This is a genomic window from Actinoplanes sp. ATCC 53533 (assembly GCF_003947245.1).
The window spans coordinates 1-13,059 of sequence record NZ_QHHV01000118.1; the positions used below are offsets into that span (position 1 = coordinate 1).

11 protein-coding genes are annotated in these 13,059 nt (G+C 72.0%); 6 read left to right on the forward strand and 5 right to left on the reverse strand.

Going from position 1 to position 13,059, the window contains the following annotated elements:
* Positions 1–193 precede the first annotated feature (193 nt).
* Both DMB66_RS33935 and DMB66_RS33940 read right to left on the reverse strand, forming a co-directional pair.
* Positions 194–1,261 (reverse strand): hypothetical protein, encoded by a 1,068-nt coding sequence (locus tag DMB66_RS33935; RefSeq protein ID WP_125808212.1) that lies wholly within the window; start codon positions 1,259–1,261, stop codon positions 194–196.
* A gap of 76 nt (positions 1,262–1,337) precedes the next feature.
* Entirely contained in the window at positions 1,338–1,658 is a 321-nt protein-coding gene (locus tag DMB66_RS33940) for a PadR family transcriptional regulator (protein ID WP_125808236.1), read from the reverse strand.
* 87 nt (positions 1,659–1,745) lie between these two features.
* Between DMB66_RS33940 and DMB66_RS33945 the strand changes: the two genes are divergently transcribed.
* The 4 genes from DMB66_RS33945 (at position 1,746) to DMB66_RS33960 (ending at position 5,315) form a co-directional block, all read left to right on the forward strand.
* Positions 1,746–2,303, forward strand: a complete 558-nt coding sequence (locus DMB66_RS33945; RefSeq protein ID WP_125808213.1) for a PadR family transcriptional regulator — start codon at positions 1,746–1,748, stop codon at positions 2,301–2,303.
* Between the two features lie 46 nt (positions 2,304–2,349).
* Positions 2,350–4,071, forward strand: a complete 1,722-nt coding sequence (locus DMB66_RS33950; protein ID WP_125808214.1) for an acyl-CoA dehydrogenase family protein — start codon at positions 2,350–2,352, stop codon at positions 4,069–4,071.
* Positions 4,072–4,225: 154 nt separating this feature from the next.
* Positions 4,226–4,798, forward strand: coding sequence for a hypothetical protein (locus DMB66_RS33955; RefSeq protein ID WP_125808215.1), 573 nt, complete (start codon positions 4,226–4,228; stop codon positions 4,796–4,798).
* Positions 4,799–4,994: 196 nt separating this feature from the next.
* Positions 4,995–5,315 (forward strand): hypothetical protein, encoded by a 321-nt coding sequence (locus tag DMB66_RS33960; RefSeq protein ID WP_125808216.1) that lies wholly within the window; start codon positions 4,995–4,997, stop codon positions 5,313–5,315.
* A gap of 79 nt (positions 5,316–5,394) precedes the next feature.
* Here DMB66_RS33960 and DMB66_RS33965 read toward each other — a convergent pair whose 3' ends face one another.
* A complete protein-coding gene (locus DMB66_RS33965; protein WP_125808217.1) occupies positions 5,395–5,853 on the reverse strand; it encodes a hypothetical protein in 459 nt (152 codons plus the stop codon).
* Positions 5,854–5,963: 110 nt separating this feature from the next.
* Here DMB66_RS33965 and DMB66_RS33970 point away from each other — a divergent pair, with 110 nt between their 5' ends.
* Positions 5,964–8,297 (forward strand): bifunctional diguanylate cyclase/phosphodiesterase, encoded by a 2,334-nt coding sequence (locus DMB66_RS33970; RefSeq protein WP_125808218.1) that lies wholly within the window; start codon positions 5,964–5,966, stop codon positions 8,295–8,297.
* A gap of 116 nt (positions 8,298–8,413) precedes the next feature.
* Here the strand turns inward: DMB66_RS33970 and DMB66_RS33975 are convergent, their stop codons facing one another.
* Together DMB66_RS33975 and DMB66_RS33980 are read right to left on the reverse strand one after the other, a co-directional pair.
* Positions 8,414–9,256, reverse strand: coding sequence for a DUF4394 domain-containing protein (locus DMB66_RS33975; RefSeq protein WP_233625041.1), 843 nt, complete (start codon positions 9,254–9,256; stop codon positions 8,414–8,416).
* A 109-nt stretch (positions 9,257–9,365) separates the two neighbouring features.
* Positions 9,366–12,419, reverse strand: a complete 3,054-nt coding sequence (locus tag DMB66_RS33980) for a tetratricopeptide repeat protein (protein WP_125808220.1) — start codon at positions 12,417–12,419, stop codon at positions 9,366–9,368.
* Positions 12,420–12,558: 139 nt separating this feature from the next.
* Between DMB66_RS33980 and DMB66_RS33985 the strand changes: the two genes are divergently transcribed.
* Positions 12,559–12,960: a cellulose binding domain-containing protein gene (locus DMB66_RS33985; protein ID WP_125808221.1), complete on the forward strand. Its 402-nt coding sequence runs from the start codon at positions 12,559–12,561 to the stop codon at positions 12,958–12,960.
* The last annotated feature ends 99 nt before the right edge of the window (positions 12,961–13,059 follow it).

Genomic DNA, 13,059 nt, shown 5'->3' on the forward strand with positions numbered 1-13,059 from the left:
AGGTGTGGCGAGGCCTGGCGAGGTGTGGCGAGGCCCGGGGAGGTCTGGCGGGGCCCGGGGAGGCCTGGCGAGGTGTGGCGAGGTATGGCGAGGTGTGGCGAGGCCCGGCGAGGTGTGGCAATCGAGGCGGGCCTCGATCCCATCGCTTGGCCCAGGGCCTGGGCCATGAACCGCCGTAGCGGTCAGCCAGCCGTCATGAGGCGGCCGGCGTGGGTACTGCCTCGGCGCGCGGGCGGGGGAGCGTGGCCAGCGCGAGGCAGAGCAGGGCGCAGCCCCCACCCGCGACGAAGAGCAGCGAGCACGTCGGCTGCCACAGCCACTCCCACATCGGATGCCACGACGGATGCGGTTCGTCGAGATGGTGCTTCGCCATCATCGGCACGGCGATCAGCGTCGGCGCCCACCACAGCGTCATGGTCGCGCCGAAGAGGGTGGTGACGGCCCAGCGCGTCGGGTGCCGCCCGACGGTGCGGCGGCTGGCCCAGCCGAACAGCAGGAAGGCGACGACCGCGCCCGCGATGCCACCGAAAACGGCGGAGGGATAGACAGCCGGCGGGGTCGCCCGTTGGAAGGCGGCCGTGAGGAAGATGCTGTCTTCCGCGAGCATGGAGGGTCCGGAATACACAGTCGGTACGAAATGCACCTCGACGGTGAGCGTCGTGTTCCCGCGCCGAGCGACGAGCGTGGTGGAGGTGTCGTTCACCATCGGCCGGTAGGCCGTCCAGCCGGTCTCCCGCAACCGCTGCCGGACCAGGTCGAGCGTCTCCTGCGGAGGCCGGACCGGGATGCCGTTGACGATGCCGCCGACGCTGGACAGGGAGTATTCGTTGCCGTCACCGAACAGCAGGTCGTTGACGGCGGCCCAGCGCAACGGCCCGCCGTAGATCGTGAACATGGCCGGCGCGTCCTCGATGTAGCGGAACTCCTGCCCGGGCAGGAGTTCGGCGAGCATGGCCCGGGTCTGCGCGGTGCGGGGCAGCGGCTCGGCTGTCTCCCAGCCGGCGCGGGCGGCGAACGCGGCGGCGAAGATCCCGCTGATGATCGTGGCCAGCACCGCCCAGGTGGTGACGGTGCGGCTGGCGGGGCGGCCCAGGCGGGCCCGCAACCCGTGCCGGATCAGGTTGGCGGCCTCACGCGCCGTCGGCCGGTCGCGCCCGGGCGAGGCCGCCTCGAGCAGGGTGGCGAGCAGTTCGTCGCGGCGATGGGCGCGCGGGTAGCAGAAGAGCAGCCGGCGATACCGCCGGGCGAGCGGCGCCGTCATCGGGCGGCGCCCGGGCGGAGGGTGCGCGGGTAGCAGAAGAGCAGCCGGCGATACCGCCGGGCGAGCGGCGCCGTCATCAGGCGGTGCCCGGGCGGAGGACGCGCAGCCGGGCCTCGGCCGCGCCGGTGAGCTGGCGCAGGCGGGCGGTCTCGGCCGTCAGGGCCGCCAGCCCCTGCGCGGTGAGTCGGTAGTAGTGGCGCACCCGGCCGTCGACCTCCTCGTCGTGGTCGTGCTCCACGAGCCCTTCGGCGGTCAGCCGGTCGAGCGCGGTGTAGAGGGTGCCGGTGAGCAGGCTGACCCGTCCATCAGAGAGCGCACTCACCTCCTGGACGATGCCGTAGCCGTGGCGAGGGATGCCGGCGAGCGCGGTGAGGATGAGGAACGTCGGTTCACGCATCGGCTTCACGGCTCGATCATATATAAATGATCAATGCATCGGCAACGGGTGCTTGCTATGCAACGAGTTGCATAGCAGGATGCTCTCATGGCCCTGGAGCACGCGATCCTGGTTTCCCTGCTGGAACGGCCGGGGTCCGGATACGAGCTGGCCCGGCGCTTCGAGCGTTCGATCGGCCGTTTCTGGACCGCGACCCATCAGCAGATCTACCGCGTCCTCAAGCGGATGGAGGCCGACGGCTGGGTCACCGCGGAGGCGGTCGACCAGGACGGCCGCCCCGACAAGCGGTCCTACTCCGTCGCAATCGAGGGCCGGACCGTGCTGACCACGTGGCTGCGGGCCCCGGTGCAGCCGGAGGCGGTCCGGCACGAGCTGGCCGTGAAGATCCGCGGGGCCGCGTTCGACGACGCGGACGGGCGGGCCGCCCTGGTCACCGAGGTCGAGCGATATCGCCTCACCCACGAGGCCACGCTCGGACGCTATCTGGCCGGTGAGCGCCGGGACTTCCCGGGCGCCGGCACCGGCGCCCTCGACACCCAGCAGCGCCTGCAACACGCGGTGCTCCGCGGCGGCATCGCCTACGAGCGGATGGTTCTCGACTGGCTCGACGACGTCCTCGACACCCTCCGCGGCCTCGAAAGCTGACCCGACTCCCACCCGCGCCAACCGTCCCAGGAAGGGGAACGCCGTCATGGCGAACTCGCTGCTGTTCAACCCGCACGCCGACGACCCGGCGCACTGGGATGCCGAGACGCGCAGGCTGCTGCGCGCCACCATCGACTTCTTCGAGACCCGTGGCAAGAAGGCGCTCGTCGACAGCTACAACAATCGCTCCTGGTACGGCGACTTTCTGGACTTCGCCGCGAAGGAGGGCCTCTTCGCGGCGTTCCTCACCCCCGCGGCCGACGGCGGTGGCGATCCCGGCAAGCGGTGGGACACCGCACGCAACGCCGCCCTCAGCGAGATTCTCGGCTTCTACGGCCTCGGCTACTGGTACACGTGGCAGGTCACCGTCCTCGGCCTGGGCCCGGTCTGGCAGAGCGCCAACCGGACCGCCCGGGCACACACCACGCAGCTGCTCGCCGATGGCCACGTCATGGCGTTCGGGCTGTCCGAGCGGGGCCACGGCGCCGACATCTACGCCACCGACATGATCCTCACGCCGGACGGTGCCGGCGGTTTCCGCGCGGACGGCACCAAGTACTACATCGGCAACGGCAACGTCGCCGGCCTGGTGTCGGTCTTCGGCCGCCGCAGCGATGTCGACGGGCCCGACGGCTACGTCTTCTTCGCCGCGGACAGCCGGCACCCCGCCTACCACCTGGTCAAGAACGTCGTGAACGGGCAGATGTACGTGAGCGAGTTCCGGCTGGCGGACTATCCGGTACGCGAGCAGGACGTCCTGCACACCGGCCGGGCCGCGTTCGACGCCGCGCTCAACACCGTCAACGTCGGCAAGTTCAACCTCTGCACCGCCGCCATCGGCATCTGCGAGCACGCGATGTACGAGGCTGTAACCCACGCCCACTCACGCGTGCTCTACGGCAAGCCGGTCACCGCCTTCCCGCACGTGCGGCGCGAGTTGATCGACGCGTACGCCCGGCTGGTCGCGATGAAGCTGTTCAGCGACCGCGCCGTCGACTATTTCCGCAGCGCCGGTCCCGACGATCGCCGGTACCTGCTGTTCAACCCGATGACCAAGATGAAGGTCACCACCGAGGGTGAGCGGGTCATCGACCTGCTCTGGGACGTGATCGCGGCGAAGGGCTTCGAGGCCGACACCTACTTCGACAAGGCGGCCAAGGACATCCGCGGCCTGCCCAAGCTCGAGGGCACCGTGCACGTCAACCTGGCGCTGATCCTGAAGTTCATGCCGAACTACCTGTTCCGCCCGGCCGACTTCGCCCCCGTGCCGACCCGGCACGACGCCGGCGACGACGAGTTCCTGTTCCGGCAGGGTCCGGCGCGCGGCCTCGGCGCGGTCCGCTTCCACGACTGGCGCGTCGCCTACGACGCCCACGCCGACCTGCCCAACGTCGCACGGTTCCGGGAGCAGGCCGACGGGCTGTGCGCGCTGCTGAGCGCGCACGCCCCGGACGAGGCCCAGCAGGGCGACCTGGACTTCCTGCTCGCGCTCGGCCAGCTCTTCGCGCTCGTCGTCTACGGCCACCTCATCCTGGAGCAGGCCGAGCTGACCGGCCTCGACCGGCGGCTGCTGGACGAGATCTTCGCGATCCTGATCCAGGACTTCTCCGCGTACGCGACCGAGCTGCACGGCAAGGCCGCCACCACCGAGGACCAGGCAGCCTGGGCGCTGGCCCACATCCGCCGCCCGGTATCGGACGCCGCCCGCACCGCCGAGGTCTGGGGCCAGGTCGTCGCGCTCGCCGGCGCGTACGAGATGCAGCCGTAGCACTCCCTCCAACGCCGCCACCGTGGTCTGCTCAGGGGCTCAGGCCCGGGTCCCGAGGCGCACGTGCCATTCGGCCTGAGCCTCCCGGCAGCCGGGCCATGCGGGTGCCGCCGCGTGGGATAGTGACCCGAGCAGAGCTGGGGCGGAGGACGCGATGACGGATCCCGAACGGCGGCGGCTGCGCCGCAGCGCGGCGCTGCACGGCATCGCGGTCGCGGTTTGGGCGATGCTCGCCTGGTCCGGTGCCGGGTTCGTGGCGCCGGGCCTGTACGGAATGGCGGTGCCCTTCATCGTCGCCGGCATCGCAGGCGCATGGGGCGCCACGGTCATCGCCGTGAACGTGTGGCGTTTGCAGTCCGAGGAGCCCGGCGCCGACATCCGGGATGGTGCAGGCGTCCGCATGGACCCGGTCCCGGACGATGCCGCCGCGACCAGGCGGATCGCTGCGGCACAGCGGACCAGCCGCCTCGCGATGGCTGCCGCCGCCGTAGTGGTCCTGATCGCCGGGGTGATGCTGGCCCCGCAGGGCATGGATCGTGGCTTCGTCATCTCGGTAGCGGCCGGGCTGGCCGTCGCGTTGGCGTTGTTCGCACTGCTCGCGGGCGACCGACCGCGGACCGCAGCACAGCCGGGCGCGCGCGACCGACTGCGGACCGCACAGCCGGGCAGCGCGGGCGACCGACCGCGGACCGCAGAACAGCCGGGCAGCGCGCGCGACCCACACTGAGCGGGTCCGCGCGACCGTCCGCCCGTGGCGGGCGCGAAGCATCTTCGAAGGTCATGGCTTTGTCGCCCGCCGGCTGGGGCCAGGTCGTCGCGCTCGCCGGCGCCTCCTGCTGCACCTCAACGAGCCCGACAAGGCCGAAGTCCGCCTGGAACAGACTCGGAAGACCCTCCACAAACGCAAGAAGGCGACCGCCGTCGTGCTCGGCGACCTGGCACTCGCGAGCATCCAACGACGCGACATCGATGCCGCCGTCGGACGCCTGCACCAGGCGATCGATGTCGTGGAACAGACCCGCGGCGGAGGCGCCGCCCGCGAGCTACGGCCATGGCGCGACGAGCCCGCCGTGCAGGATATGAACGATAGGCTCCTCGCTTTGATGGCCGGTGCCGACGTCATCGTGACGCCGACCGCGACGATCAAGTGCAGGCCCGCCCGGCGCCTGACGGGAATCATCCCGGACCGCCTCGACAGCTCCATGGCCAAGAACATTCCGAGCCTCGACGCTCCGACGGTATGAGGACGTCGAGCGCGCAGGGAAGGCGGAGCGTACGAGATGCAGCCTTGAGCCCCCGAGCCCGCGCTGCCCCCTTCCGGGCTCAGGCGGGGACGGCCGCGGCGCTTCGGCGTCCCCGGATCGCGTTGCGGATCACGAACAGCCAGCCGGCGAACGCCGCCAGCCCGCCCACCACGAAGGCACTGACCAGCAGATACGTCGATCCGCCCGCGGTAGCGAACACGCCGTTTCGGGCGCCCGTGTCCGCCGCCTCGACGGTCTGGCCGGTGGTGAGCGCGTCCGGCTCGTCGTACAGGATGACGTCGTTGCGGCGCTCGCTGCCGTCGGTGGCCGCCCACGACCCGTGGAAATCGCAGGACCGCCTGCGGCATTCTTCCCGTTCTGCGGTGAATGTGCCGATCGTTCCGCCGCCGCCGTGCGCCTGCCAGGCGGGCACGAGGTCGAAGGCGCCGAACATGGCGCCCATGGCGGCGATGATCGGCAGCCCGACCCAGAGGAAGAACTTCATGCGCCAGTCACTGATCTTGCTCAAGATTCCCACGGCCGAGAGGTTAGGGCACGGACCAGGTTCTCCGCTGCCCCGCTCTGAGCTCGGCCGGTCTTGACGCTCACGCGTCGGCCGAATCGACCGATCGGACTTGCGTGACTTCGGTGAGGGTGCGGCCGGCCTGCGGGCGGCTCTGGCTCCGGGCGGGGTTCGGCCTGGGCATCGTGCTGCTGATCGGCCAGTTCGTGGCGATCATCCCGGCGGCGCGGTCCTGGATGAACGAGCACTCCTGGGTCAACGATGTTCTGCAGGACACGGTGTACCTGCTGGCCGCCCTGCTCGTGCTGGCCCGGGCGGTCGCGCGGCGCCAGGACCGCGGCGCCTGGCTGCTGATGGGCGGCGGGCTGAGCTGCTATGCCGCCGGCACGGTCTACTGGGTGGCCGTTGTGGTCAAGGTCGATCCGCCGCCGTATCCCTCGCCGAGCGACGTGATGTGGCTGGCGTACTACCCCTTCGCCTACGCCGCGGTGGTGCGGCTGCTGCGGGCCCGGCAGGCCGGCATCGGCGCGTCCGCCTGGCTGGACGGGCTCATCGCCGCGACCTGCGCGTCCGCGTTCGCGTCGGTGATGTTCCTGGCCGGCTTCGCCGGTGGCGGGGACGGGTGGTCGCGGGTGGTGAGCCTGGCCTATCCGGTCGCGGACATCGTGCTGGCCGGCGTGCTGCTCGGGGCGTGGGCGCTCAGCGGCTGGCGTACCGAACGGGTGTGGCTGGTGTTGCTGGCCGGGATGGGCATCAACACCGCGGCCAACGGCTTCCGCATGGTCGAGACCGCGAGCGGCATGTACATACCGGCCGGCTGGACGGACGCGTTGTGGTCGGTCGCGCTGGCCGTGATCGTCGCGGCCGCCTGGCAGAGCCCGGAACAGGTCGCGGACCGGCAGCCGGCCCGGGCCCTGGTCGGCATGGCGCTGCCGGCGCTGCTGGCGTGCGCGTCGATGACGCTGCTGCTGTACGGCAGCTGGCACGCCGGCGTGCTGCCCCGGACCAGCAGCCTGCTCGCGGCCGGCGCGATCACGGCGGCGATCGTCCGGATGCTGCTGACCGTCCGTGCCGTGGAGGCCCTGGTCGCCGCCCGCCGACAGGCCCGTACCGATGATCTGACCGAACTGCCCAACCGCCGGCTGTTCCTGGAGGCCCTCGAGCGCGACCTGAACCGCCGCGACCCGCAGGCGCCGATGGCCGTGGCCATCGTCGATCTGGATCGCTTCAAGGAGATCAACGACAGCTTCGGGCACCACCTCGGCGACCGGTTGCTGCAGATGGTCGCGACCCGGCTGGTCGAGGCGTTCGGCGGCACCGGGGTGCTGGCCCGGCTCGGCGGCGACGAGTTCGGCGTGCTCATGCCGACCGCCGATACCGGCCGGGCGGTGGAGACCGCGGCCGGGCTGCTCGCCGCGCTGCGCCGCCCCTTCGCCCTGGAACAGGTCACCCTGCACATCGACGCCAGCATCGGGGTGGCGGTCTTTCCCGACCACGGCACCGACCGCAGCACGCTGCTGCGCCATGCCGACACGGCCATGTACGCCGCGAAGAGCGACCACATCGGTGTCGCGGTGGCGACCAGCGGCGCCGACGACGACACCGGCCGGCGCCGCCTGACCACGCTGGAGGAGCTGCGCACCGGCCTCGATCGCGGCGAGCTGGTGCTGCACTACCAGCCGCAGATCCACCTCGCGTCCGACCGGTGCACGGGCGTGGAGGCCCTCGTGCGGTGGAACCACCCCACCCGGGGCCTGGTCTACCCCGACGGGTTCCTGTCCCTCGCCGAGCATGCCGGGTTGATGGGGCGGCTCACCATCCAGGTGCTCGAAATGGCCCTGGAGCAGTGCCGCGCCTGGCGGGCCGACGGCCTGGAGCTCACCGTCGCGGCGAACCTGTCCGCCTCCAACCTGCAGGACCCCGACCTGCCGGGCTACGTCGCCGACGCGCTGGCCCGGCACGGCGTACCGCCGACAGCGCTGCACCTGGAGGTCACCGAGGAGATTCTCATGCGCGACGCCGCCCGGGCGACCGCCGTCCTGACCGACCTGCGGGAGATGGGCATCCGGCTGGCCGTCGACGACTACGGCACCGGCTACTCCAGCCTGGCCTATCTGCACGCCCTGCCCGTGGACGACCTGAAACTCGACCGTGCGTTCGTGTCGCACTGCGACACCGACCCGCGCAGCGCGGCCATCGTGAAGAGCACGGTCGAGCTCGCCCACAACCTCAACATGCACATGATCGCCGAAGGCGTGGAGAACGAGGCGGTGCTCGGCCGCCTCCGGCAGTGGGACTGCGACCTGGTCCAGGGCTACCACCTCAGCCGCCCGCAACCCCCGGACCGCCTCACTCCCTGGCTCCTGCAACGACAGACCACGCAGAGCCCGACCCTGGCCCCCGCCCCGGCCCCGGCTCCGGCTGCGGCCCCGGTCACAGTCACGGCCATGCCGAACTGACCACGGACAGCACGACGTCGGTGGCGGGCCGAAGGCCCACCACCGACTGTCCGAGAGCGCCGAACTCATATGGTTCCGAGACTCACCTGCTGTCGAGACTCACACGGTTCTGGGGCTCACATGGTGTCGAGCGCGATGGCGATGTCGGTGACGTCCAGGGCGAAGAGGCCGGCGTTGGTCGAGGCACCGGTCAGCAGGTCGATGGTGTAGAGCGTCGGCTCTCCGCCGTACGGCGTGAGGGACGCGAACGCGGTCGCCGAGACCGTCTTGCCGCCGCTCAGGTCGCTGTAGATGTCGAGGCCGGCGTCGAGGCCGGCGTCGAAGCCCAGGCTGCCGGTCGCGACCAGGAAGCCCTGGTTGGCCGGCGACTGAATGACGACCTGGTCGGTGGCCGTGGCGATGTCGAAGAGCGTGGTGTTGGTGTCCGGGCTCAGGTCGTTGTTCGTATAGGCGGCGGCGGTGACCTGCCGGGTCGGCCCGGTCAGCGGGGGAGTGGTCAGGGTGGTGTCCTCCACCGTCGTGCCGTCGGCGAGGTTGTGGCGCAGGTTCTGGGCGTTGTCGCTGATCACCCGCAGCCGGTCGGCCGCGGGGTTGAAGTCCACCCCGAACTTCGTGCCGTACAGCGGGACGCTGAGCTGGGACACCTTCGTCACCACCCCGCTCGGGATGCCGATGGTGTAGATGCCGCCCTTCTCGCCGACGACATACAGCTTGCCGTCCTGCACCCGGAAGTCCAGCCCGATCGCGTAGGTGTCGCCGACCCACCCGGTGATGCGCATGACCCAGTCGTTCGTGCCGGGCTTGTTGGTCTGGAAGGAGAGCAGCCGCGAGCCGTCGATCGCGATGCCGTATGCCTGCAGGGCCGGGACGGCAGCGGCCGAACTGCTGTTCCCGCCACCCATGACGACCGTCGCCGTCGCGGCGATGAGCGCGGCCGCCGTGGCGAGCCCCTTCTTCATCCGTGCCCCCATTGATATTCCCCTTCTCGTTGCCTCGAACTGGCCGGGTTTCGGCCTCGATCGAAAGCTATGAGGGCGCACTGGACCCGCACTGAACGCGGACTGGAGGTCAGCGGTTCGTCGTCCCGGAGGCCTGCCGGCGGTCGATGACCCGGCGGAGCTCGTCGGCCTCCGGGGCCCCGATCTCGGTGTAGCGGCTCAGCGCCTGCTCCCGGTGCCGCCCGGCCGCTTCCGTCTCACCGAGCATCTCGGCCGCCCGGGCCAGCCCGGCGTGCGCCCGCGCCCACTCGTACCGGTCGCCGATCTCGATCGCCAGGGCGAGCGCCGCCAGGTGCTCGTGCCGGCCCGGCTCGGCGCGTCCGGTGCTGGTGAGGACCTCGCCGAGGCTGTTGGTCGCCCGGGTCTGGCCCGCCCGCTCACCGATCCGCTGGAAGATCTCGAGGGCCTCGCGCAGATAGACGGTGTCGCGGGTGACCGTGCCGAGGCCGTCGAGCGCCAGCGCCGTGCCGGCGCGTTCATTGGTACGCCGGAAGACCGCCAGCGCCTCGCGATGGCACCGGACCGCCCGCTGGCTGTCGCGCTGCCGCACCGCCACGTCGCCGAGGCTGACCAGGGCGTAGCCCTCGCCGACCGGGTCGTCGATGCGCCGGCAGATCCGGACGGCCTCGCTCAGGTAGGCCGACGCCTGCTCGTCGCGGCCCTGGCGCCGGTAGACCTGTCCGAGGTTGCCGAGCGCCCGCGCCTCGCCCGCGCCGTCGCCGGTGCGCCGGCACAGCGCCAGCGCCTCGTGCAGTCGTTCCGCGGCCGCGTCGTACCGGCCCTGCCACTGGTCCACGTGGCCGAGGTTGCCCAGCGCTCGTGCCTCCGCCGCGTGGTCGCCGCACCGCCGCGCCAGCTCGACCGCCCGCCGCAGCAGCTCGCCCGCCCGGTCGTAGTGGCCCTGCTGCACGTCCATGACCGCCACGTTGGTCAGCAACTGCGCCTCGGTGGCAGTGGCATCGGCCTGCCGGGCCGCCCGCAGCGCGTGCTCGTGCATGGCGACGGCTTCGGTGTAGTGGCCGCCGCTCTCCAGGTAGCGCAGCAGGGCGACGGTGAGCCGGATGGCGTGCGTGGGCCGGCCGTGGGTGGCCGCGTGGGCCACGAGGGCCGCCAGGTTGGCGCGTTCGCGGTCGAGCCAGGCCTGGGCGCCCGCGCCGTCGCCGACCGGTGGGATGGGCGACTCCGGCCGCCGTACCCGGGCCCTGCGGTGTTGTTCCGCCGGGTAGAGCGTGTCGATCGCCTCGGCCGCGGTGAACAACGCCGCGTCGAGGAGACGGACCAAGGCGGCGTCGCCGTCGCCGTCACCGGTCTCCGAGCCCAGATCCACCGCGTACGCCCGCAGCAGATCATGCAGGGTGAACCGGTCCGTGGCGGTGCGCTGCACCAGGTGGGCCCGGGCCAGCACCGCCAGCAACTCGCGGGCCTCGGTGACGTCGGTGCCCAGCAGCGCGGCAGCCGCGAACGCCTCCACGTCGGGGCCGGGGAACAGGCCGAGCAGCCGGAACGCGCGCGCCGCCGCCGGCGTGAGCTGCCGGCAAGACCACCAGAACACGGCGCGGACGTCGGTCTGCGGGTCGCCGCCGGCGTTCAGCAGCTCCAGCCGGCGGCCCTCGTCGGCGAGCTCGGCCACGAGTTCGCGCAGCGGCACGCCGGGTCGCCCGATCGCCAGCTCGGCGGCGACCCGCAGCGCCAGCGGCAGCCGGGCGCACCGGTCGATCAGGTCGGCGGCGGCCAGGGGATCGACGCGCACGCGGTCGCCGATCAGCCGGGTGATCAGGGTCAGCGCCTCGTCCCGGGGCAGCAGCGGGACGACGAGCCGCCGCGCGCCGTGCCGGGCGACCAGGCCGGGCAGGCTGTCCCGGCTGGTGACCACCACCGCGCAGGACGCCGTGCCCGGCAGCAGCGGCCGCACCTGGTCGACCGAGGCGGCGTTGTCCAGCACGACCAGCATGCGGCGGCCGTCCAGCAGGCTCCGGTACGCGGCGGCCCGTTCCTCCCGCGCGCCCGGGATGTCGCCGCCGGGCATCCCCAGCGCCCGCAGGAACCCGGCGAGCGCGTCCTCCGGCGTCACCGGCTGCTCGGTGTCGTAGCCGCGCAGGTTCACGTACAGCTGGCCGTCGGGGAACCGGGCCCGGACCCGGTGCGCCCAGCGCACCGCCAGCGCCGTCTTGCCGACGCCGGCCGTCCCGGACACCACCGAGATGGCCACGGCGGTGAGTTGCTCGCCGGCGTCCGCGACCAGCAGGTCCAGGGCGGCGAGTTCCTCGTCGCGCCCGGTGAAACCGGGCACGTCCGCGGGCAGCTGAGCGGGCGTCGGCCGCGCCGGGGCCACCGCGACGGGCGGCCCGGACGGCGCCGGGGCCGGGGCGGGCTCGCCGGGATCCCGCAGGACGGCGGCGTGGGCGGCGGACAACTCGGGGCCGGGGTCGACCCCCAGCTCGTCGGCGAGCCGCCGGCGGGTGTCGTGGAACGTCGCGAACGCCTTGGCCCGGCGGCCGGCCACGGCATAGGCGCGGATCAGCCGGGCCTGACCGGCCTCGTCGAGCGGCTGGGCCGCCGCGGCCTCCTCCAGGGCCAGCAGCCCCTCGGGAACCTCGCCCAGCGCGATCATGAGCTCGCCGTAGCGGCCCAGGGCGGCATGGCGCTCCTCGGTCAGCGCGATGACCTTCGGGTGCCCGGCCAGCAGCGGCACGTCCATCAGCGGAGCACCGTGCCACTGCCCGAGCGCCTCGGTGAACAGCCCGGCCGCGCCCCGCGCGTCCCCGCGCTGCTGGGCCGCGGCCGCCTCGGCGAGCAGCCGCCGGAAGCGGAGGAGGTCCAGATCGTCGGCCGACACGCGCAAGGCGTAGCCGTCGCCGATCCGTGGCAGGCGGGTGCTCTGCGAGCGCGACGTCCGCCCCGGCTCCAGCAGCCGGCGCAGATGCTTGATGTGGGTCTGAATGATGTTGGCCGCGGTCGGCGGCGGATGGTCACCCCAGAGGGCGTCGATCAGCTCGGGCCGCCCCAGCGGCTGCCCACCCGCCATGGCCAGCAGGCCGAGCACGGCGCGCCGGCCGGCCGACGTCAGCTCCACCGGTGCGCCGTCGAGCCACGCGCGGACCGGTCCCAGCACCTGAATCCGCACGCTCTCACCCCCGGGCAAGACAGTGTGCAGCCTGCGCCGTCCAGTCACCGTCCAGTCGGCATCCAGTACGGCGACCCACCCTGCTCCAGGAACCTTAGATTGATGCAATCTGATACCACAAGCACAGGAAAGGCCCATCGTGTCTCATCGATCCTTCGCCGTCGCCGCCGGTTTCGCCGCGTCCCTGCTCATGCCGGTGGCACCGGCCGCGGCCGCCGCGGATGAGGTCTGCAATATCGGGTATGTGACGAACGGCGACACCAGGTCCTTCACCGCGGGCATCGTCATCACCAACATCGGGCCGTCCACCCTCTACGGCTGGACGCTGAAGTTCTCGCTGCCGGCCGGGCAGACGTTCATCAACGGCTGGGAGGCCGACTTCAAGGTGGACGGGCAGGACGTGACCGGCACCAGCCTGCAGTACAACAAAGATGTGCAGCGGGGCGGGAGCGTGACTGTGGGGTTCAACGCGCACGGGAACGCCACCACGCCCGGTCCTGCGGAGTTCCGGGTCAACAACTACGTCTGCACGACGGGCTGACACGGCAGGCCGCCGGGGAGCCGGCTACGGGTACGGGTACGGATGCGGATGCGGATGCGGATGCCGTCGGAGCATAGACATCGGATCTTTTGTCTGTCA

What these genes read in the sequence shown, in the direction of transcription:
- DMB66_RS33935 (WP_125808212.1), bottom strand. Translation starts at nt 1,261, where the DNA reads ATGACGGCGCCGCTCGCCCGGCGGTATCGCCGGCTGCTCTTCTGCTAC.
- DMB66_RS33940 (WP_125808236.1), bottom strand. Translation starts at nt 1,658, where the DNA reads ATGCGTGAACCGACGTTCCTCATCCTCACCGCGCTCGCCGGCATCCCT.
- DMB66_RS33945 (WP_125808213.1), top strand. Translation starts at nt 1,746, where the DNA reads ATGGCCCTGGAGCACGCGATCCTGGTTTCCCTGCTGGAACGGCCGGGG.
- DMB66_RS33950 (WP_125808214.1), top strand. Translation starts at nt 2,350, where the DNA reads ATGGCGAACTCGCTGCTGTTCAACCCGCACGCCGACGACCCGGCGCAC.
- DMB66_RS33955 (WP_125808215.1), top strand. Translation starts at nt 4,226, where the DNA reads ATGACGGATCCCGAACGGCGGCGGCTGCGCCGCAGCGCGGCGCTGCAC.
- DMB66_RS33975 (WP_233625041.1), bottom strand. Translation starts at nt 9,256, where the DNA reads ATGAAGAAGGGGCTCGCCACGGCGGCCGCGCTCATCGCCGCGACGGCG.